At 59.1% G+C, this 15,812-nt stretch carries 16 protein-coding genes; all 16 read right to left on the bottom strand.

The genetic code is table 11. The features are described 5' to 3' along the window. Nucleotides 1-73: 73 nt before the first annotated feature. Nucleotides 74-1,258 (bottom strand): outer membrane protein assembly factor BamB, encoded by a 1,185-nt coding sequence (gene bamB, locus ACTG19_RS03990; RefSeq protein ID WP_121463506.1) that lies wholly within the window; start codon nucleotides 1,256-1,258, stop codon nucleotides 74-76. Then, on the bottom strand, nucleotides 1,251-1,901 hold the full coding sequence (locus tag ACTG19_RS03995) for a YfgM family protein (protein WP_040066512.1): 651 nt from the start codon (nucleotides 1,899-1,901) through the stop codon (nucleotides 1,251-1,253). The genes bamB and ACTG19_RS03995 overlap by 8 nt, the downstream gene beginning before the upstream one ends. Nucleotides 1,902-1,904: 3 nt before the next feature. Next, a complete protein-coding gene (gene hisS / locus ACTG19_RS04000; protein ID WP_005333799.1) occupies nucleotides 1,905-3,182 on the bottom strand; it encodes a histidine--tRNA ligase in 1,278 nt (425 codons plus the stop codon). A gap of 138 nt (nucleotides 3,183-3,320) precedes the next feature. Beyond that, complete coding sequence (gene ispG, locus ACTG19_RS04005) at nucleotides 3,321-4,436, bottom strand: flavodoxin-dependent (E)-4-hydroxy-3-methylbut-2-enyl-diphosphate synthase (protein WP_439988762.1); 1,116 nt, start codon at nucleotides 4,434-4,436, stop codon at nucleotides 3,321-3,323. 10 nt (nucleotides 4,437-4,446) lie between these two features. Then, nucleotides 4,447-5,415: a cytoskeleton protein RodZ gene (gene rodZ, locus ACTG19_RS04010; protein WP_439988763.1), complete on the bottom strand. Its 969-nt coding sequence runs from the start codon at nucleotides 5,413-5,415 to the stop codon at nucleotides 4,447-4,449. Continuing rightward, complete coding sequence (gene tapF, locus ACTG19_RS04015) at nucleotides 5,405-6,196, bottom strand: PilW family type IVa pilus biogenesis/stability lipoprotein TapF (RefSeq protein WP_439988765.1); 792 nt, start codon at nucleotides 6,194-6,196, stop codon at nucleotides 5,405-5,407. Before tapF ends, rodZ begins: the two co-directional genes overlap by 11 nt. An 11-nt stretch (nucleotides 6,197-6,207) precedes the next feature. After that, nucleotides 6,208-7,311 (bottom strand): bifunctional tRNA (adenosine(37)-C2)-methyltransferase TrmG/ribosomal RNA large subunit methyltransferase RlmN, encoded by a 1,104-nt coding sequence (locus ACTG19_RS04020; protein WP_005344856.1) that lies wholly within the window; start codon nucleotides 7,309-7,311, stop codon nucleotides 6,208-6,210. 167 nt (nucleotides 7,312-7,478) lie between these two features. Continuing rightward, nucleotides 7,479-7,907: a nucleoside-diphosphate kinase gene (ndk, locus tag ACTG19_RS04025; protein ID WP_005333805.1), complete on the bottom strand. Its 429-nt coding sequence runs from the start codon at nucleotides 7,905-7,907 to the stop codon at nucleotides 7,479-7,481. 267 nt (nucleotides 7,908-8,174) lie between these two features. After that, on the bottom strand, nucleotides 8,175-9,458 hold the full coding sequence (pepB, locus tag ACTG19_RS04030) for an aminopeptidase PepB (RefSeq protein WP_439988766.1): 1,284 nt from the start codon (nucleotides 9,456-9,458) through the stop codon (nucleotides 8,175-8,177). Further along, nucleotides 9,455-10,759, bottom strand: a complete 1,305-nt coding sequence (gene pepB, locus ACTG19_RS04035; protein WP_439988767.1) for an aminopeptidase PepB — start codon at nucleotides 10,757-10,759, stop codon at nucleotides 9,455-9,457. Before pepB (ACTG19_RS04035) ends, pepB (ACTG19_RS04030) begins: the two co-directional genes overlap by 4 nt. Before the next feature lie 173 nt (nucleotides 10,760-10,932). Beyond that, entirely contained in the window at nucleotides 10,933-11,271 is a 339-nt protein-coding gene (gene fdx, locus ACTG19_RS04040; protein WP_005333808.1) for an ISC system 2Fe-2S type ferredoxin, read from the bottom strand. Nucleotide 11,272: 1 nt separating this feature from the next. Then, nucleotides 11,273-13,120, bottom strand: coding sequence for a Fe-S protein assembly chaperone HscA (gene hscA / locus ACTG19_RS04045; protein ID WP_439988769.1), 1,848 nt, complete (start codon nucleotides 13,118-13,120; stop codon nucleotides 11,273-11,275). Between the two features lie 28 nt (nucleotides 13,121-13,148). Beyond that, a complete protein-coding gene (hscB, locus tag ACTG19_RS04050) occupies nucleotides 13,149-13,667 on the bottom strand; it encodes a co-chaperone HscB (RefSeq protein WP_005351031.1) in 519 nt (172 codons plus the stop codon). Nucleotides 13,668-13,785: 118 nt separating this feature from the next. Continuing rightward, nucleotides 13,786-14,109, bottom strand: coding sequence for an iron-sulfur cluster assembly protein IscA (iscA, locus tag ACTG19_RS04055; protein ID WP_005333812.1), 324 nt, complete (start codon nucleotides 14,107-14,109; stop codon nucleotides 13,786-13,788). A 15-nt stretch (nucleotides 14,110-14,124) separates the two neighbouring features. After that, the gene (gene iscU / locus ACTG19_RS04060; RefSeq protein ID WP_005333813.1) at nucleotides 14,125-14,508 is read right to left on the bottom strand and encodes a Fe-S cluster assembly scaffold IscU; all 384 of its coding nucleotides are present in this window, start codon (nucleotides 14,506-14,508) and stop codon (nucleotides 14,125-14,127) included. 41 nt (nucleotides 14,509-14,549) lie between these two features. Continuing rightward, nucleotides 14,550-15,764: an IscS subfamily cysteine desulfurase gene (locus ACTG19_RS04065; protein WP_021229687.1), complete on the bottom strand. Its 1,215-nt coding sequence runs from the start codon at nucleotides 15,762-15,764 to the stop codon at nucleotides 14,550-14,552. Between the last annotated feature and the right edge of the window lie 48 nt (nucleotides 15,765-15,812).

The raw sequence follows: 15,812 nt of genomic DNA on the forward strand, positions 1-15,812 counted from the left end.
AAAGCCTCATTCTCAAGACGACAAAGGCTCCGGGTCCGAAGACCAGGAGCCGGATATTCACATTATCGGACGATCAAGGACGCTTGAGGGCGTACAACTTGCCGTCACGGCTCTGCACATACAGGGTCTCGCCATCCACCAGCGGGGCGGCATAGAGACCACTGCTATCGAGCTGCTGCATCGCCTTGATGGTACCGTCGGTACGATCAAGCCAATACAGGTATCCTTCCACATCACCCACCACCACATAGTCACCGAAGATGACAGGTGCAGTGACGGTACGATTTTCCAGCTGGGTGTTGGACCACAGCTCCAGACCGTTGCGACGGTCGATGGCAAACAGATGGCTGCGACTGTCGGTCAGCACGATGGCATTGCCGGTCATCGCCAGATCGCGATAGCCGGAATACTTGCGCTTCCACACTTCATCGCCGGTCATCAGTTTGCGCGCCATCAGCTGACCGTTGTAGGCGATGGCATAGAGCTCATCACCGGCAATCAGCGGGCTGGCATCGACGTCAACCATGCGGTCCAGCTCGGTGGCACCGCGCGGATCAGCCACCTTGGACTGGCGCACAGGCTGGCCGTTGCTCAGCAGGGCGATGCCCACCTTGCCATCGGCACGACCGTAAATCACGGCGCCGTTGGTGATCACCGGTGCACCGACACTGCGCAGGGTCAGCGGTGGTTGCTCTTCGGAGAGCGACCACTGCATCTTGCCTTCATCAGTGTCGAGGGCGATCAGGCTACCGGAGGTGGTCAACACCACCACGCGGCCATCTTCCACCGCGGGGCTTGCCACCACTTCACCGGGCACATTGGTCTGCCACAGCACTTCGCCATTCTCTTCGTTCAGGGCGTAGACCACCCCGTTCTCGGAACCGAGGAACAGCTTGCCGTAACGGGAAACCAGGCCGCCGGAAAGGCGGGCGCTGCGCTTGTCGGCGTTGACCGGCAGGTCGGCCAGATCGACGGTCCAGAGGCGATCACCACTGGCACGGTCAAAGGCGCTGACATCGCCGTCACGGGCCGCCGCATAGATACGATCCTCTTCCACCACCGGCTTGAGCTGGGAGTAGAAGTCACCGATGCCATCACCCACAGTAGATGACCATGCAGTGTCGGCAGTGAAGGCAGATTCAACCTTGGGCAGCGGCGCCATCGGGTTGAGATCCTCTTCGGAACTGAACAGGGAGCAACCCTGCAGAGCGAAGGAGACCGCAGCCCCCAGCGCCACCATCTTGAATAGATTACGCATCCGGTGCCTCACCAGTCGCAACGGCTGGCAAGGCCAGATCGTCCATTTTCAGCTTGAGCTCGGCGCTACCCTGCAGGCCGCCGGCATCCGCCGCCGCCTGATAGGCATCACGAGCCTCTTCGGTCTTGCCCTGCTTTTGCAGCACATCACCACGGGCTTCGGCTACCTGCGCCTTGAAGGCCTCATTCTGGATGGTTGCCAGCTTGGCCAGCGCTTCATCTGCCTTGCCCTGATCATTCAGCACACGGGCCAGACGCAGCGCCGCGATGGGACGAATGCTCTCGTCACCCGTGGTCGCCACCAGCTCCAGCTGCTCGACAGCCAGATCCAGCTTGCCCGCCTTGACGGCAGCTGCAGCCAGTTGCAACGCGGCCAGTTCACCGTAGGAGTCACCCTTGTTGGCGGTAACAAACTGCTGTGCCTGCTCGAAACCGGCGGCATCGCCCTTGGCCAGCTGCTCAATCACCTGGTTGTAAGAGTGGGAGGAGGCCTCCATGGTCTCTTGCTGGTGCTGGTTGTAATAGCGCCAGCCGAACAGACCGACCAGACCGATCACGGTCCCGGCAATCACCGAGGTTCCGTTCTCTTTCCACCACTCCTTGATAACCTCAACCTGTTGTTCTTCGGTGGTATAGACTTCCACAGCTTACTCTCCTTTGGCTGCCAGCAGGGCAATGGCGGCGTCAACCTTGACGGTCTGTTGCTCGGCCTGACCACGCAGATATTTGATAGTGATCTCCCCGTTTTGCACCTCGGTTTCACCAAGGATCAGGGCGATTGCCGCGCCGCTCTTGTCGGCACGTTTGAGTTGTTTCTTGAAGTTGCCACCACCGCAGTGGCTCATCAGGCGCAAGTCCGGCAGGGCATCGCGCAGACGCTCGGCCAGCTGGAAGCCAGCCTGCTCGGTCCCCTCGCCCACCATCGCCAGATATACATCCACCGCCGGGCGGATATCGGCGTTGAGCTCGAGGGTCTCCAGCATCAGCACCAGACGCTCCATGCCCATGGCAAAGCCCACGGCCGGGGTCGGTTGACCGCCCAGCTGTTCTACCAGACCATCGTAGCGGCCACCGGCACAGACGGTGCCCTGGGCACCCAGACTGCTGGTGACCCACTCGAATACGGTCAGGTTGTAGTAGTCAAGACCACGCACCAGACGCTCGTTCACTTCGTATTTGATACCGGCAGACTCGAGCAGGCGCTTGAGTCCCTCGAAGTGGGCCAGGCTCTCTTCGCCCAGATGGTCGAACAGACGCGGGGCATCTGCCAGAATGGCCTGCACCTTTTCATCCTTGGAGTCGAGCACCCGCAGCGGGTTGCTGTACATGCGGCGCTGGCTCTCTTCGTCCAGCTGCTCCTTGTACTGCTCCAGATAGGCCACCAGCGCATCGCGGTAAGCGGCACGCTCGGCGCTCTGACCCAAGGTGTTGAGCTGCAGGGTGACATGCTCGCTGATGCCAAACAGACGCCACAGACGGTGGGTCAGCATGATCAGCTCAGCGTCGATGTCCGGCCCGTTGATGCCAAACAGCTCGACACCGAACTGGTGGAACTGGCGATAACGGCCCTTCTGGGGACGCTCGTGACGGAACATGGGGCCCATGTACCACATCCGGCGTTCCTGGTTGTAGAGCAGACCGTGTTCAATACCGGCACGGACGCAGCTGGCGGTCCCTTCCGGACGCAGGCTCAGGCTGTCGCCGTTGCGATCTTCAAAGGTGTACATCTCTTTTTCGACCACGTCGGTCACTTCACCGATGGCGCGCTTGAACAGATGAGTCTGCTCGACAATCGGCATGCGCACTTCGCTGTAGCCATAGCTGGCAACGACCTGGCGCAGGATCTGTTCAACCTTCTGCCATACCGGGCTCTGCTCCGGCAGGCAATCATTCATACCGCGAATAGCTTGGATCTGTTTTGCCACGTTGATACTCGAGAAAAAGAGGTAAAATTTGGCCGCATTATAGGGATTTTCCCCCCCAAGGTAAAATCAGGGAATCCGGATGCGGGATTTAAAATCAGTCACCTGGAAAAAGGGCCACCCAATGTGGCCCTGTTTCGCTCACTCCTTGTCCATCGGGATCCGGTTAGCGGGATCCAGCATGGCGGCGCGGGCGCGAATGCGGCGCTCCAGAGTTGGAATGAGATCCTTGTTGTCGAGCCGATCGACCCGCTGGCCCCCTTCATAGAAGGCACTCTTGTTGGCGGCACCCGCCAGACCAAGATCGGAGACGAGTGCTTCGCCCGGGCCATTCACCACGCAACCGATGATGGAGACATCCATCGGGGTGATGATATCTTCGAGCCGCTCTTCCAGCGCATTGACGGTGGCGATCACATCGAACTCCTGCCGTGAGCAGGATGGGCAAGCGATAAAGTTGATGCCACGGGAGCGAATACGCAGGGATTTGAGGATATCGAAACCGACCTTCACCTCCTCCACAGGATCCGCCGCCAGCGAGATACGCAGGGTATCGCCGATGCCGTCGGTGAGCAGCATGCCCAGACCGATGGCAGACTTCACCGCGCCGGCACGGAAACCGCCCGCTTCGGTGATGCCAAGGTGCAGCGGCTGCTCGATCTGCTTGGCCAGCAGGCGATAGGCACCGACTGCCAGGAACACATCAGAGGCCTTGACACTCACCTTGAAGTCCTGGAAATCGAGGCGATCGAGGTAGTCCACGTGACGCATGGCGGACTCCACCAGCGCTTCGGGGGTCGGCTCGCCGTACTTCTCCTGAATATCTTTCTCCAGCGACCCGCCATTGACCCCGATACGGATCGGGATATTGAGGTCGCGCGCGCAATCGACCACCGAGCGCACCCGCTGCTCGTTGCCGATGTTGCCCGGGTTGATACGCAGGCAGTCGGCACCGTACTCGGCCACTTTCAAGGCGATGCGATAGTCGAAGTGGATATCGGCGACGATGGGGATGCGGGTCTGCTGTTTGATGAGCCGGAAGGCTTCCGCCGCCTCCATGGTGGGCACGGAGACACGGACGATATCGGCACCGACCCGCTCGATCCGCTGGATCTGCTCGATGGTGGCGGCGATATCTGTGGTCTTGGTGTTGGTCATGGTCTGCACGGTAATGGGGGCATCGCCCCCAACCGGTACATTACCAACCATGATCTGTCTGGATTTACGACGAATGATGGGTGATTCGTGAGAAGACATGGGAAACAGATTACTCCTGCGGCAGTGAGAAGCGGGCTGTACGACCGTTGTTGTAACGGCTCATATCAAACGACTGCCCCTTGTAGTCAAGCTTGACGGCCATGGGCGCGCCAATGATGAACTTCAGGGGCTCGGCGCCTTCCAGCACCAGCTCGTCGTTGGCCTTCTTCAGACCACTGAACAGGGTCTTGCCGTTGGCATCCTTCACATCCAGCCAGCAATCGGCGGTGAAGCTCATCTTCAGTTGCGGCGCAGTCGCCGGATCAACGACAGCCTCTTCAGATTCGGTGCCATTGGCACCGGATACCGCAGCATCAGTCGCAGTGCCGACAGCCGCACTGACATCGCTCGGGGCCACAGCCGCAGAAGCAGGCGCCAGGGTAGCCGTCGCATCGGAAACCACCACTGGGGCAGTCATGTCAGTTGCGGCCGGTGCGATGGCTGCGCCTTCCACCGGGGCGGTGTTGATCGCATCGGGCGGCGTGATAGCAGGTTCAGCCGGAGTCGAACTGGTTGCACTCATCTCGGTGGCTGCCAGCGCTTCATCACCGGCGGAGCGGCGTGAAGTACTCTGCCACCACCAGGCGACCGAGAGCGCAATCAACACCAGGATCACCAGCCAGGTCACCACCTTGAGCCGACTGTCGTTGGCTTGCTGGCGGGAGCGACGGGAGAAGCTCTGCATGTCGATATTGTCGGGAGGAGTCAGACCCAGCTTGTCGTAAGCGGCCAAAATGGTCTCGTCGGGGATCCCGACCAGCTTGGCATAGGTACGCAGATAGCCCCGAATAAAGGTATGGGAGGTGTGCTTGTCGTAGGTATCCGATTCGATAGCGGCGATCAGGGTCAGACGAAGGTGAATGCGGGACGCAACTTGTTCTCGTGTCCAGCCAAGCTGTTCACGGGCGTTGCGCAGCAATTGGCCTGGGCCTACTGCCTGGGAGTCGTCTTGGAAATCGTGTTGCTGTTCAATAGTCATTGGCTAAATAACGCTTGGCTTGTTGCGAAGTGGGATATTGCCTTACCAGCTCAGTCCCGAATTGGTGAAGTAATGCCGGCTTGTCCATCGCCTGTGCCAGCTGAAGTCTCAACCAGAGACTCTCCTCGTTCTCGTCTGACACATCGGCAAAACGGGCGAGGTAGGATTGCACATCAGGCAGCTTGCCATCTTTCATGGAAAGCTCGGCCAAGTCCAGCAATAACCCTGGATTGCGGGGATTATACCCCAAGGCCAGGCGATAGTACTCGCCTGCTTTATCATTTCTGCGATTTTGCAGCGCACAAAGTGCCGCATTTTCATAGGTATCGGCAATTTTTACATAGCCTGGCTGAATAACAGCCTGGTTGAACGCCTGATCTGCCTCGGCATACCTGCCGCGATCACAGAGGAAGGCACCATAGTTGTTCATTGCGTCAGCATTGGACGGATCCATGGCAAGGGCGTTCTTGTAATGGGTCTCGGCTGCCTTGAAATCTCCTACCTTCTGGTAAAAGTAGGCAAAACCGATCTGGATCTGGGGGTTGGAGGGGTCATACTGGAGGGCGCGGTCAAGATTGAACTTGGCCTGCTCGGCATTGCCCTGACGCAGGTACTGGATACCCAGGTCAAGGCGGGTTTGGGCAGCCGCCTTGAGGTCAGGACCCACTTCACGCTGGGTCGAGTTCTGGCCAGCGTAAGTGGTCTCGGTCACACAGCCAGGCAGCGCGCAGAGCGCTGCCACTACGATCAATGTACGTGTATCCATTCCCTGTCTATACAATGGCTTAGCATTTAAACCATTTTGACGGAAATCCCATCCTGTTGCATCCGATTTTTGATAGTTCGCTTGGTACGGTCAATCACGTCACCCACCAGCTGACCACAGGCGGCATCGATGTCATCACCACGGGTCTTGCGGACAATTACGGTGAAACCGTACTCCATCAGCACCTTGGAGAAGCGATCGATACGACTGTTGCTCGGCTTGCCGTAAGGGTTGCCCGGGAAGGGGTTGAACGGGATCAGATTGATCTTGCTCGGGGTATCCTTGAGCACCTTGGCCAGCTCGTGAGCATGCTGCATATCGTCATTGATATGATCGAGCAGCACATATTCGACGGTCACCCGACCACCATTGGCATTGGATTTGGCCAGGTAACGACGGACACCGGCGAGGAACTCCTCGATGTTGTACTTGTCGTTGATCGGCATGATCTCTGAACGCAACTTGTCGTTCGGGGCGTGCAGGGAGATAGCCAGCGCCACGTCGATCTGGTCACCCAGCTTGTCCAGCGCAGGTACCACGCCAGAGGTGGAGATGGTCACCCTGCGCTTGGAGATGCCAAAGCCGTAGTCATCCATCATCAGACGCATGGCGGGCACCACGTTGGCGAGGTTGAGCAGCGGCTCGCCCATCCCCATCATCACCACGTTGGTGATGGGACGCTTGCCACCGACCACGCGGGCCGCACGCCACACCTGACCGATGATCTCGGAGACTTTCAGATTGCGGTTGAAGCCTTGTTGAGCCGTGGAGCAGAACTTGCACTCCAGCGCACAGCCAACTTGAGAGGAGACGCAGAGGGTCGCGCGGTCATCTTCCGGGATGTAGACGGTCTCTACCTCCTGATCGCCCACCTGCAGAGCCCACTTGATGGTGCCATCGGCAGAGCGCTGCTCGCGGCTGATCTCGGGCGCCTTGATCTCGGCGATCGCCTTGAGGCGCTCTTTGAGCACCTTGTTGACGTTGGTCATCTGATCGAAATCATCACACCCAAAGTGATAGATCCACTTCATGACCTGATCTGCCCGGAATGGCTTCTCGCCCAGTTCGACGAAAAAGGCACGCATGGCATCCCGATCAAGATCCAGCAGGTTGATTTTTGTTTCGCTCATCAATGGCCTCAGTTCAAACACTTCATCAATTATTGGCTGACGACGTCAGGGGGCGGCATTGTACAAATAATGGGTCTGGCTTTCCACCTGGAGAATAGAGGGATATTGCGTAAACGGCGAAAACAACAAAGGGAGCCGAGGCTCCCTTGGGTCATCATCCACAAAAATCAGCCGCGCGGGCAGATCTCGTTGTCAGAGAAGAAGTAGGCAATTTCGCGGGCAGCGGATGCAGGTGCATCAGAGCCATGCACTGCGTTGCGATCGATGCTCTCGGCATAACAGGCACGCAAGGTACCAGCCAGCGCCTCTTTCGGGTTGGTAGCACCCATGATCTCGCGATTGCGACGGATGGCGTCTTCCCCTTCCAGCACCTGCACCATGACAGGACCAGAGGTCATGAAGCTGACCAGATTGTCATAAAAAGGCTTGCCCTGATGCTCGGCATAGAAACCGGCAGCCTGTTCACTGCTCATGTGCAGCATTTTGGATGCCACCACTTTCAAGCCTGCGCTTTCGAAACGGCTATAGATGGCACCGATCAGGTTCTTGCTGACAGCATCCGGTTTAACGATAGAGAAGGTACGTTCGATGGCCATTGATATCTTTCCTTAACTACAGAGTTTTATTGTTAGAATCCATGTTCGCTGGCGATTATACGTAAACAAAAACCGGAAAAACACACAAACAAGCAACTTTTTATTAAACATCACTCCCTTGCAATCAACATCCACACTCATCTTGACCGAGCAGAGCCGGAAAATATGTGCGCTTGCGCACGATAGTTACCTTAAGCCGCCAAAACCCCATCTTTTGTTCACAATTCGAACAGCATGAAAAAGGCACCCGAAGGTGCCTTGTCTCGCCTATTTGGCTTCCGCCAGCAGGGCCCGCGCTATGGTGCGCATCCCCAGGGTATTGGCCCCCGGCGCCCAGAGGGCATCGCCGTTGTCACTGAAGCAGGCGGCCAGATCGATATGCAACCAGCCCATCCCTTCGTTGGCAACGAAACGGGAGAGGAAACCCGCCGCGTTGGAGGCGCCACCCGGCCCGCCCCCCTTCACCGGACGGCTGTTGGCCGTGTCGGCGTAATGGGAGGGGCACTGCTGGCGGTGCCAGGCCTCCAGCGGCAGCGGCCAGGCAGGCTCATGCTCGGCATCGGCATAGGTCATTGCGCGGCTTACCAACCCTTTGTCGAGGCCGAACAGAGCATTGTAGCGCCCACCCAGCGCCATCACGGCAGCACCAGTCAGAGTCGCGGCATCGATGATCAGCGGTGCGCCGGACTCGCTCGCCAGTTGCAGGCCATCGGCCAGTACCAGCCGCCCCTCGGCATCGGTATTCACAATCTCGACCGTGGTGCCGTTCTTGTAGGTGAGGATGTCGCCCAGCTTGTAGGCGTGGCCGGAGACCAGGTTCTCGGCGCAGCAGAGGATCAGCTTCACCCGCTTGTCGAGCCCGCGCAGCATAGCCAGCGCCAGCGCACCGGTGACAATCGCCGCACCACCCATGTCGCACTTCATGGTGAGCATCCCCTCGGAGCTCTTCATGGAGTAGCCGCCGGAGTCAAAGGTGATCCCCTTGCCCACCAACGCTGCCGCCACCGGCGCCTTGGGGTCACGCCCCGGGTTGAAGTCGAGCTCCAGCAATACCGGTTCACGCGCACTACCGCGGCCCACCTGATAGAGGCCGACCCAGCCCGCCTGTTGCAGCGCTTCGCCTTTCAAAATGCGATGACTCACCTTATCCGGCGCCAGCTCGGTGATAAATGAGGCCGCTTCCACCGCCAGCTCCAGCGGGCCCAACTGCTCCGGGGTGGCATTGGTCATCTCGCGCACCCAGCGGCCGCAGAGCCAACGCGCTTCCAGCTCCTCTCTGTCCTCTTCCGAGGACATGGCCCACTGCAGTTGCACCTCCGCCTTGGGGGTTTGCAGCCCTTGGGCAAAAGCCCACTGCTGTTCACGCTCCCAGTGACCAGCCAGGGTCACTTTCTGGATCCCCTGCTGGCAGAGGCGACGGGCCGCCTGCTGGATATCGAGCAGCGGATTGGCCGTCACCAGATGGATCACCATGCCGTCGGCACGGTGAGAGAGCAGCGCCCCCTCCCCCCACTCGGCCGGTGCAAATTCACGACTCAGCCAGACATTCATGCGGTCACCTCCTGCAGCCAGCGTGCGATGGTGCGCAGACCGTGGCCCTTGGCGCCGGTTGCCCAGAGATCATTGCCCGATTTCTGATAGGAGGCTGCCAGATCCAGGTGCACCCAGCCTTTGCCCTCATCACGTACGAAACGGGAAAGGAACGCAGCAGCCGTGGTGGCACCGGCCGTGCCTTCGGCCGAGGCGACGTTGCCCAGATCGGCAAAGGCCGAGGTGAGCTGGCTGGCATGCCAGGGCTCCAGCGGAAGCGCCCACGCCTGCTCGTTTTCCAACTTGGCGGCGGCCAGCGCACGCAGCTGTTCGGTCTCATCGAGGGCAAACACCGCATTGTAGTCGCGCCCCAGCGCCATCTTGGCGGCGCCGGTCAGGGTGGCTGCGTCAAGGATATAAGCCGCACCGCTGTCGGAGGCCGCCATCAGGCCATCGGCCAGCACCAGACGCCCTTCCGCATCGGTGTTCTGGATCTCGACCGAAACCCCGTTCTTGTAGGTAAGGATGTCGCCCAGCTTGAAGGCGTGGCCGGAGACCAGGTTCTCGGCGCAGCAGAGAATGAGCTTCACCCGCTGGTTCAGACCGCGGCTGATAGCCAGCGCCAGCGCGCCGGTCACCATGGCCGCGCCGCCCATATCGGACTTCATCGGCAGCATGTTGTCAGAGGACTTCATGGAGTAGCCGCCAGAATCGAAAGTGATCCCCTTGCCCACCAGCGCCGCTACCACGGGCGCATTGCGATCACCGGTCGGGTTGTAGTCAAGCTCCAGCAGCACCGGCTCGCGCTCGCTGCCACGGCCAACCGACCAGATCCCGATATGGCCGGACTCGCGCAGCGCTTCACCGGCGGTGATGCGGGCAGTAACCTGATCCCCGGCGATACCACGAATGAGCAACAGGGCCGATTCCGCCAGACTCATGGGGTAGATCTCTTCCGGACAACCATTGGTGATGTCACGTACCCAGCGAGCCGCCTTGAGCAGCGCATCCAGTTCACGGGCTTCCGCGTCGCTCTGCTGGCCAAAATCCAGTTCACGCGCACCCTTGGCGGCGTAGAACCCCTGGGCGAACGCGTAGCGACGCTCCAGATCCCACCCCTCACCAGCCAGCGTCACCCGCTTGATCCCGCTCGATTCGAGGCGACGGGCGGCGCGCTGAACGGTACGCAGAACATCCTTCTCCTGAGCGGCGGCACCAAGATGGATCAGTGCCTCGTCGCCATTGAAACTGAGCTGGGCGCCCTCGCCCCAATAGGCGGCCGCAGCCTGGGTGGATAACGCTACCTTCATCATGTCAGCCATCGTGTTTGCTTCCTTTTTACTGGCACTATGTATAAGCACTCTTTATGGGAAAGAGCTTATTGGCAAAGAGAGAATAACGAATACAAAAAAGGCCGTGCCCCCGAGGGTCACGGCCTTCCACCATATCACTGAAGCACCACAGGATGCTGCACGTGCAATTCACTCATGTGTAATTAATGGCGTTCAGAGGCAAGGTTCAGGGTGTACTTGGGCAGTTCCACCACCAGATCCTCGTCCGCCAGTTTTGCCTGGCAGCTGAGACGGGATTCCGGCTCCAACCCCCACGCCTTGTCCAGCATGTCGTCTTCCAGCTCGTCACTTGGCTCGAGCGAGTCAAAGCCCTCGCGCACCACGCAGTGGCAGGTAGTGCAGGCACAGGATTTCTCGCAGGCATGCTCGATTTCGATACCGTTGCGCAGCGCCACATCCAGAATGGTCTCGCCGCTTTGCCCCTCGAGGGCGGCGCCATCCGGACAGAGTACGGGATGAGGAAGAATGATCAGTTTTGGCATATTACACCTTGTTGACGTTTTGTCCGGTCAGCACCTTGCGGATGGAGGCGTCCATCCGGCGGGCTGCAAACTCGCCACTGACAGCATCGGCTGTCTCAATGGCTTCTTTGATTTGATGGGTTGCGCCGCTGTTGCGCATGGTCAGCAGATGGGCGATGGCGGCATCAATCTCGGCACGCTCTGTCGCATTGAGCAGAGCATCGCCATCGGCGGCCAGCGCCGCATTGAGACTCTCGACCACACGGTCGGCTTCAACCTGCTGCTCGGCCAGCATGCGGGCATCCATATCCTGCTGGGCATTCTCGATGGAGGCACTCAGCATGTTGAGGATATCCTGCTCCGCCAGCCCGTAAGAGGGCTTGACCTGGATCTCGGCCTGCACGCCGGAGGATTTCTCCATGGCGCTGACCGAGAGCAGACCATCCGCATCCACCTGAAAGGTGACGCGAATATGGGCGGCGCCGGCTGCCATCGGCGGAATACCGGTCAGGGTAAAGCGGGCCAGGGAGCGGCAATCGGCCACCAACTCGCGTTCACCCTGTACCACGTGAATGGCCATGGCGGTCTGACCATCCTTGAAGGTAGTGAACTCCTGGGCGCGGGCAACCGGGATGGTAGTGTTGCGCGGGATCACCTTCTCGGCGAGGCCACCCATGGTCTCCAGACCCAGCGACAAGGGGATAACGTCCAGCAGCAGCATCTCGGCATCGGGCTTGTTGCCCACCAGAATATCGGCCTGGATGGCGGCGCCAATGGCGACCACCTTGTCAGGATCGATACTGGTCAGCGGCGTACGCTGGAAGAACTCGCCCACCAGTTCGCGCACCAGCGGCACCCGGGTGGAGCCACCGACCATCACCACTTCCAGCACTTCCACCTGCTCGAGACCGGCATCGCGCAGGGCGCGGCGACAAGCCAGCAAGGTCCGTTTCACCAGCGGGGTGATGAGTTCATCAAACTGGCTACGGCTCACTGAGCCCTGCCAGCCAGCAAAGGTGCACGCCACCTGCTCGGCATCGGTCAGGTCGTGTTTGACGGCAGCGGCCACATCCAGCAGCTCGCGCTGCAGATGGGCATCCAGCTCGCCGGAGAGGCCCGCCTGCTCCTTGATCCAGTCCGCCAGCAGGTGATCAAAATCATCACCGCCGAGGGCGGAATCGCCGCCGGTCGCCATCACTTCAAACACACCGCGGTGCAGACGCAGGATGGATATATCGAAGGTGCCGCCCCCCAGATCGTAAACCGCGATCACCCCTTCCTGACCGGAGTCAAGGCCATAGGCGATCGCGGCTGCGGTCGGCTCGTTGAGCAGACGCAGTACGTGCAGACCGGCCAGACGGGCCGCATCCTTGGTCCCCTGACGCTGGGCATCATCGAAATAGGCGGGCACGGTAATGACCACGCCATCGAGATCGCCCCCGAGTGTCTGGGCGCCACGCTCGGCCAGCTTTTTGAGAATTTCGGCCGATACCTGCACCGGATTGACCAGTCCCTGACGGGTTTGCAGTTGCGGCATGCCATTGTCGGCAGCGATGAACTGGTAGGGCTGCTGGCGGGTATCGATATCGGCCAGCGCCTTGCCCATCATCCGTTTGACCGAGACGATGGTGTTGTGAGGATCGAGCGCCGCTTCGCGCTTGGCATCAATCCCCACTCGAATGGCGTCGCTTTGATAGTGCACTACTGACGGGAGCAGGTCGCGCCCTTGCTCATCGCAAAGGGTATCAGCGTGACCACTGCGAACCGCAGCGACGAGAGAGTTGGTGGTGCCGAGATCGATGCCGACGGCACGTTTGTGCTGATGAGGAACAGCGCTCTGGCCGGGTTCGGCGATTTGCAGTAATGCCATGGGTAATGAAACTTCCAGCGTTAAAGGATCAAGACTCGAGAAGCGAGTCTTCGAATCGTTCCAGCTCTTCGAGGAGCTTGTCGACAAACTTGAGTTTGCGAACGCAATCAGCGGCAACGAGATCTCTGCCGGCGGCAAGAGACTCGGTCAGCTGCTGCATCAACATCTGGTGATCATGCCTGATCTCGCTGCGAAAATCCTTGATGGCGCGCTCAGGGTCGGCGTCATCTTTCAGATCGGCCAGACGCTCACGCCACTCCAGCTGCTGCATCAGAAACGCGGTATCTTGCAGAGTCTGCTGTTCACCACGGATATCAGTGCCACGCAGGGAGAGCAGATATTCTGCACGGCGCAGCGGCGCCTTGAGGGTGGTGAATGCTTCGTTGATCTGGGCGGCACGTTGCACCGCAGCCAGCTGCTCCCGTTCGGGGGCGGTGGCAAAACGATCAGGATGGAATTGGGTTTGCAGCTGGCGGTAGGTATCAGCCAACTGACGGGTATCGAGCTCGAAGCCTTCAACCAGCCCAAACAGCTCGAAATGATTCATGCAAACCTCTCGGAAACGTTCGCCACAACCTCACTCGCCCCTAGCAAATGAGATGTGGTTGAACGGGTCATGGGCGACCCGCTCAACCACAGACGAAGGATCATTGACGTCAAACATCTCAGACACTGAAGCTTTCGCCGCAACCACACTCGCCTTTGGCGTTGGGATTGTTGAACTGGAAGCCCTCGTTGAGGCCCTCCTTGACGAAATCCAGCTCGGTGCCATCCAGATGGATCAGACTCTTGGCATCGACAATAATCTTGACGCCCTGCTGCTCGAACACCTGATCCTCATCGGTCAGTTCATCAACGAACTCAAGCACGTAGGCCAGACCGGAGCAGCCGGTGGTTTTGACGCCGAGGCGCAGGCCAATGCCCTTGCCCCGGTTAGCCAGAAAAGAGGAAACCCGTGCCGCGGCGGCATCTGTCATGGTAATAGCCATACTGCTCTCCGGCGCTTAGAGACCTTTCTTCTGCTTGTAATCGGCGATGGCGGCCTTGATGGCGTCCTCAGCCAGAATGGAGCAGTGGATCTTCACCGGTGGCAGGGCCAACTCTTCAGCGATATCTGTGTTCTTGATGCCAGCCGCTTCGTCCAGGGTCTTGCCCTTGACCCATTCGGTCACCAGGGAGCTGGAGGCGATAGCGGAACCGCAGCCGTAGGTCTTGAACTTGGCATCTTCGATGATGCCTTCGTCGCTGATCTTCAATTGCAGCTTCATCACGTCGCCACAAGCGGGCGCACCGACCATGCCGGTTGCAACGCTGGGATCATTCTTGTCGAAACCACCGACGTTGCGAGGATTCTCGTAGTGGTCGATTACTTTTTCACTGTAAGCCATATCTCACTCCTGCTAATTCTGTTACTCACTGACCAAATAGATCAGTGATGAGCCCATTCGACCGTGTTCAGATCGACGCCGTCTTTGTACATCTCCCACAGGGGGGACATCTCGCGCAGACGACCGATGGAGTCACGAATAAGCTTGACCGCGTAGTCAATCTCTTCCTCGGTGGTGAAGCGACCCATGCTGAAACGGATGGAGCTGTGTGCCAACTCGTCGTTCAGACCCAGTGCGCGCAGCACATAGGAAGGTTCCAGGCTGGCGGAGGTACAGGCCGAACCGGAAGAGACCGCCAAATCTTTCAGCGCCATGATGAGGGATTCCCCTTCCACATAGGCAAAGCTGACGTTGAGGTTGCCCGGAACACGTTGATCCAGATCACCATTGATATAGACGGCTTCAATGTCCTTGATGCCATTCCACAGACGCTGGCGCAGTGCCAAGATACGCTCGCCTTCACTCACCATCTCTTCTTTGGCGATACGGAAGGCTTCGCCCATCCCGACGATCTGGTGGGTCGGCAGAGTACCGGAACGCATGCCGCGCTCGTGGCCGCCACCGTGCATCTGGGCTTCCAGACGAACGCGGGGTTTGCGACGAACAAACAGTGCACCAATCCCTTTAGGACCATACACCTTGTGCGCAGAGACGGAGAGCAGATCCACTTTCAGTGCCTCCACATCTACCGGGATCTTGCCCACACTCTGAACGGCATCCACGTGCAGCAGGATCTTGCGGGAACGGCACAACTCGCCGATGGCGGCAATGTTCTGAACCACGCCGATTTCGTTGTTCACATGCATGATGCTGACCAGGATGGTGTCATCACGCATGGCATTCTCAATCATCTCGATAGTGAACAGGCCGTTGGGCATCGGCTCAAGATAGGTCACCTCGAACCCTTCACGCTCCAGCTGGCGACAGGTATCGAGCACCGCCTTGTGTTCGGTCTTGGAAGTGATGATGTGCTTGCCCTTGCTGGCATAGAAGTGGGCAACACCCTTGATGGCCAGGTTATTGGATTCGGTCGCACCGGAAGTGAAGACGATCTCGCGGGGATCGGCGCCGATCAGATCTGCCACTTGATTACGGGCCAGATCCACCGCCTCTTCGGCTTGCCAGCCAAAGCGGTGAGAACGGGAAGCCGGATTGCCGAACAGGCCATCCATGGTGAGACACTGCATCATTTTTTCTGCGACACGCGGGTCCACCGGACAGGTTGCCGAATAATCAAGGTAAATAGGCAGTTTCATGTTTTTCTCCGTCACAGTCCGGGTCATACAGAGTCCCGCTGTGGAAAG

Source organism: Aeromonas sp. 3P, assembly GCF_051919745.1.
GTDB classification, from domain to species: domain Bacteria; phylum Pseudomonadota; class Gammaproteobacteria; order Enterobacterales; family Aeromonadaceae; genus Aeromonas; species Aeromonas veronii.

What these genes read in the sequence shown, in the direction of transcription:
- rodZ (WP_439988763.1), bottom strand. Translation starts at nt 5,415, where the DNA reads ATGACTATTGAACAGCAACACGATTTCCAAGACGACTCCCAGGCAGTA.
- iscU (WP_005333813.1), bottom strand. Translation starts at nt 14,508, where the DNA reads ATGGCTTACAGTGAAAAAGTAATCGACCACTACGAGAATCCTCGCAAC.
- ndk (WP_005333805.1), bottom strand. Translation starts at nt 7,907, where the DNA reads ATGGCCATCGAACGTACCTTCTCTATCGTTAAACCGGATGCTGTCAGC.
- ACTG19_RS04065 (WP_021229687.1), bottom strand. Translation starts at nt 15,764, where the DNA reads ATGAAACTGCCTATTTACCTTGATTATTCGGCAACCTGTCCGGTGGAC.
- bamB (WP_121463506.1), bottom strand. Translation starts at nt 1,258, where the DNA reads ATGCGTAATCTATTCAAGATGGTGGCGCTGGGGGCTGCGGTCTCCTTC.
- ACTG19_RS04020 (WP_005344856.1), bottom strand. Translation starts at nt 7,311, where the DNA reads ATGAGCGAAACAAAAATCAACCTGCTGGATCTTGATCGGGATGCCATG.
- iscA (WP_005333812.1), bottom strand. Translation starts at nt 14,109, where the DNA reads ATGGCTATTACCATGACAGATGCCGCCGCGGCACGGGTTTCCTCTTTT.
- pepB (WP_439988767.1), bottom strand. Translation starts at nt 10,759, where the DNA reads ATGGCTGACATGATGAAGGTAGCGTTATCCACCCAGGCTGCGGCCGCC.
- fdx (WP_005333808.1), bottom strand. Translation starts at nt 11,271, where the DNA reads ATGCCAAAACTGATCATTCTTCCTCATCCCGTACTCTGTCCGGATGGC.
- ispG (WP_439988762.1), bottom strand. Translation starts at nt 4,436, where the DNA reads ATGTCTTCTCACGAATCACCCATCATTCGTCGTAAATCCAGACAGATC.
- hscB (WP_005351031.1), bottom strand. Translation starts at nt 13,667, where the DNA reads ATGAATCATTTCGAGCTGTTTGGGCTGGTTGAAGGCTTCGAGCTCGAT.
- pepB (WP_439988766.1), bottom strand. Translation starts at nt 9,458, where the DNA reads ATGAATGTCTGGCTGAGTCGTGAATTTGCACCGGCCGAGTGGGGGGAG.
- hscA (WP_439988769.1), bottom strand. Translation starts at nt 13,120, where the DNA reads ATGGCATTACTGCAAATCGCCGAACCCGGCCAGAGCGCTGTTCCTCAT.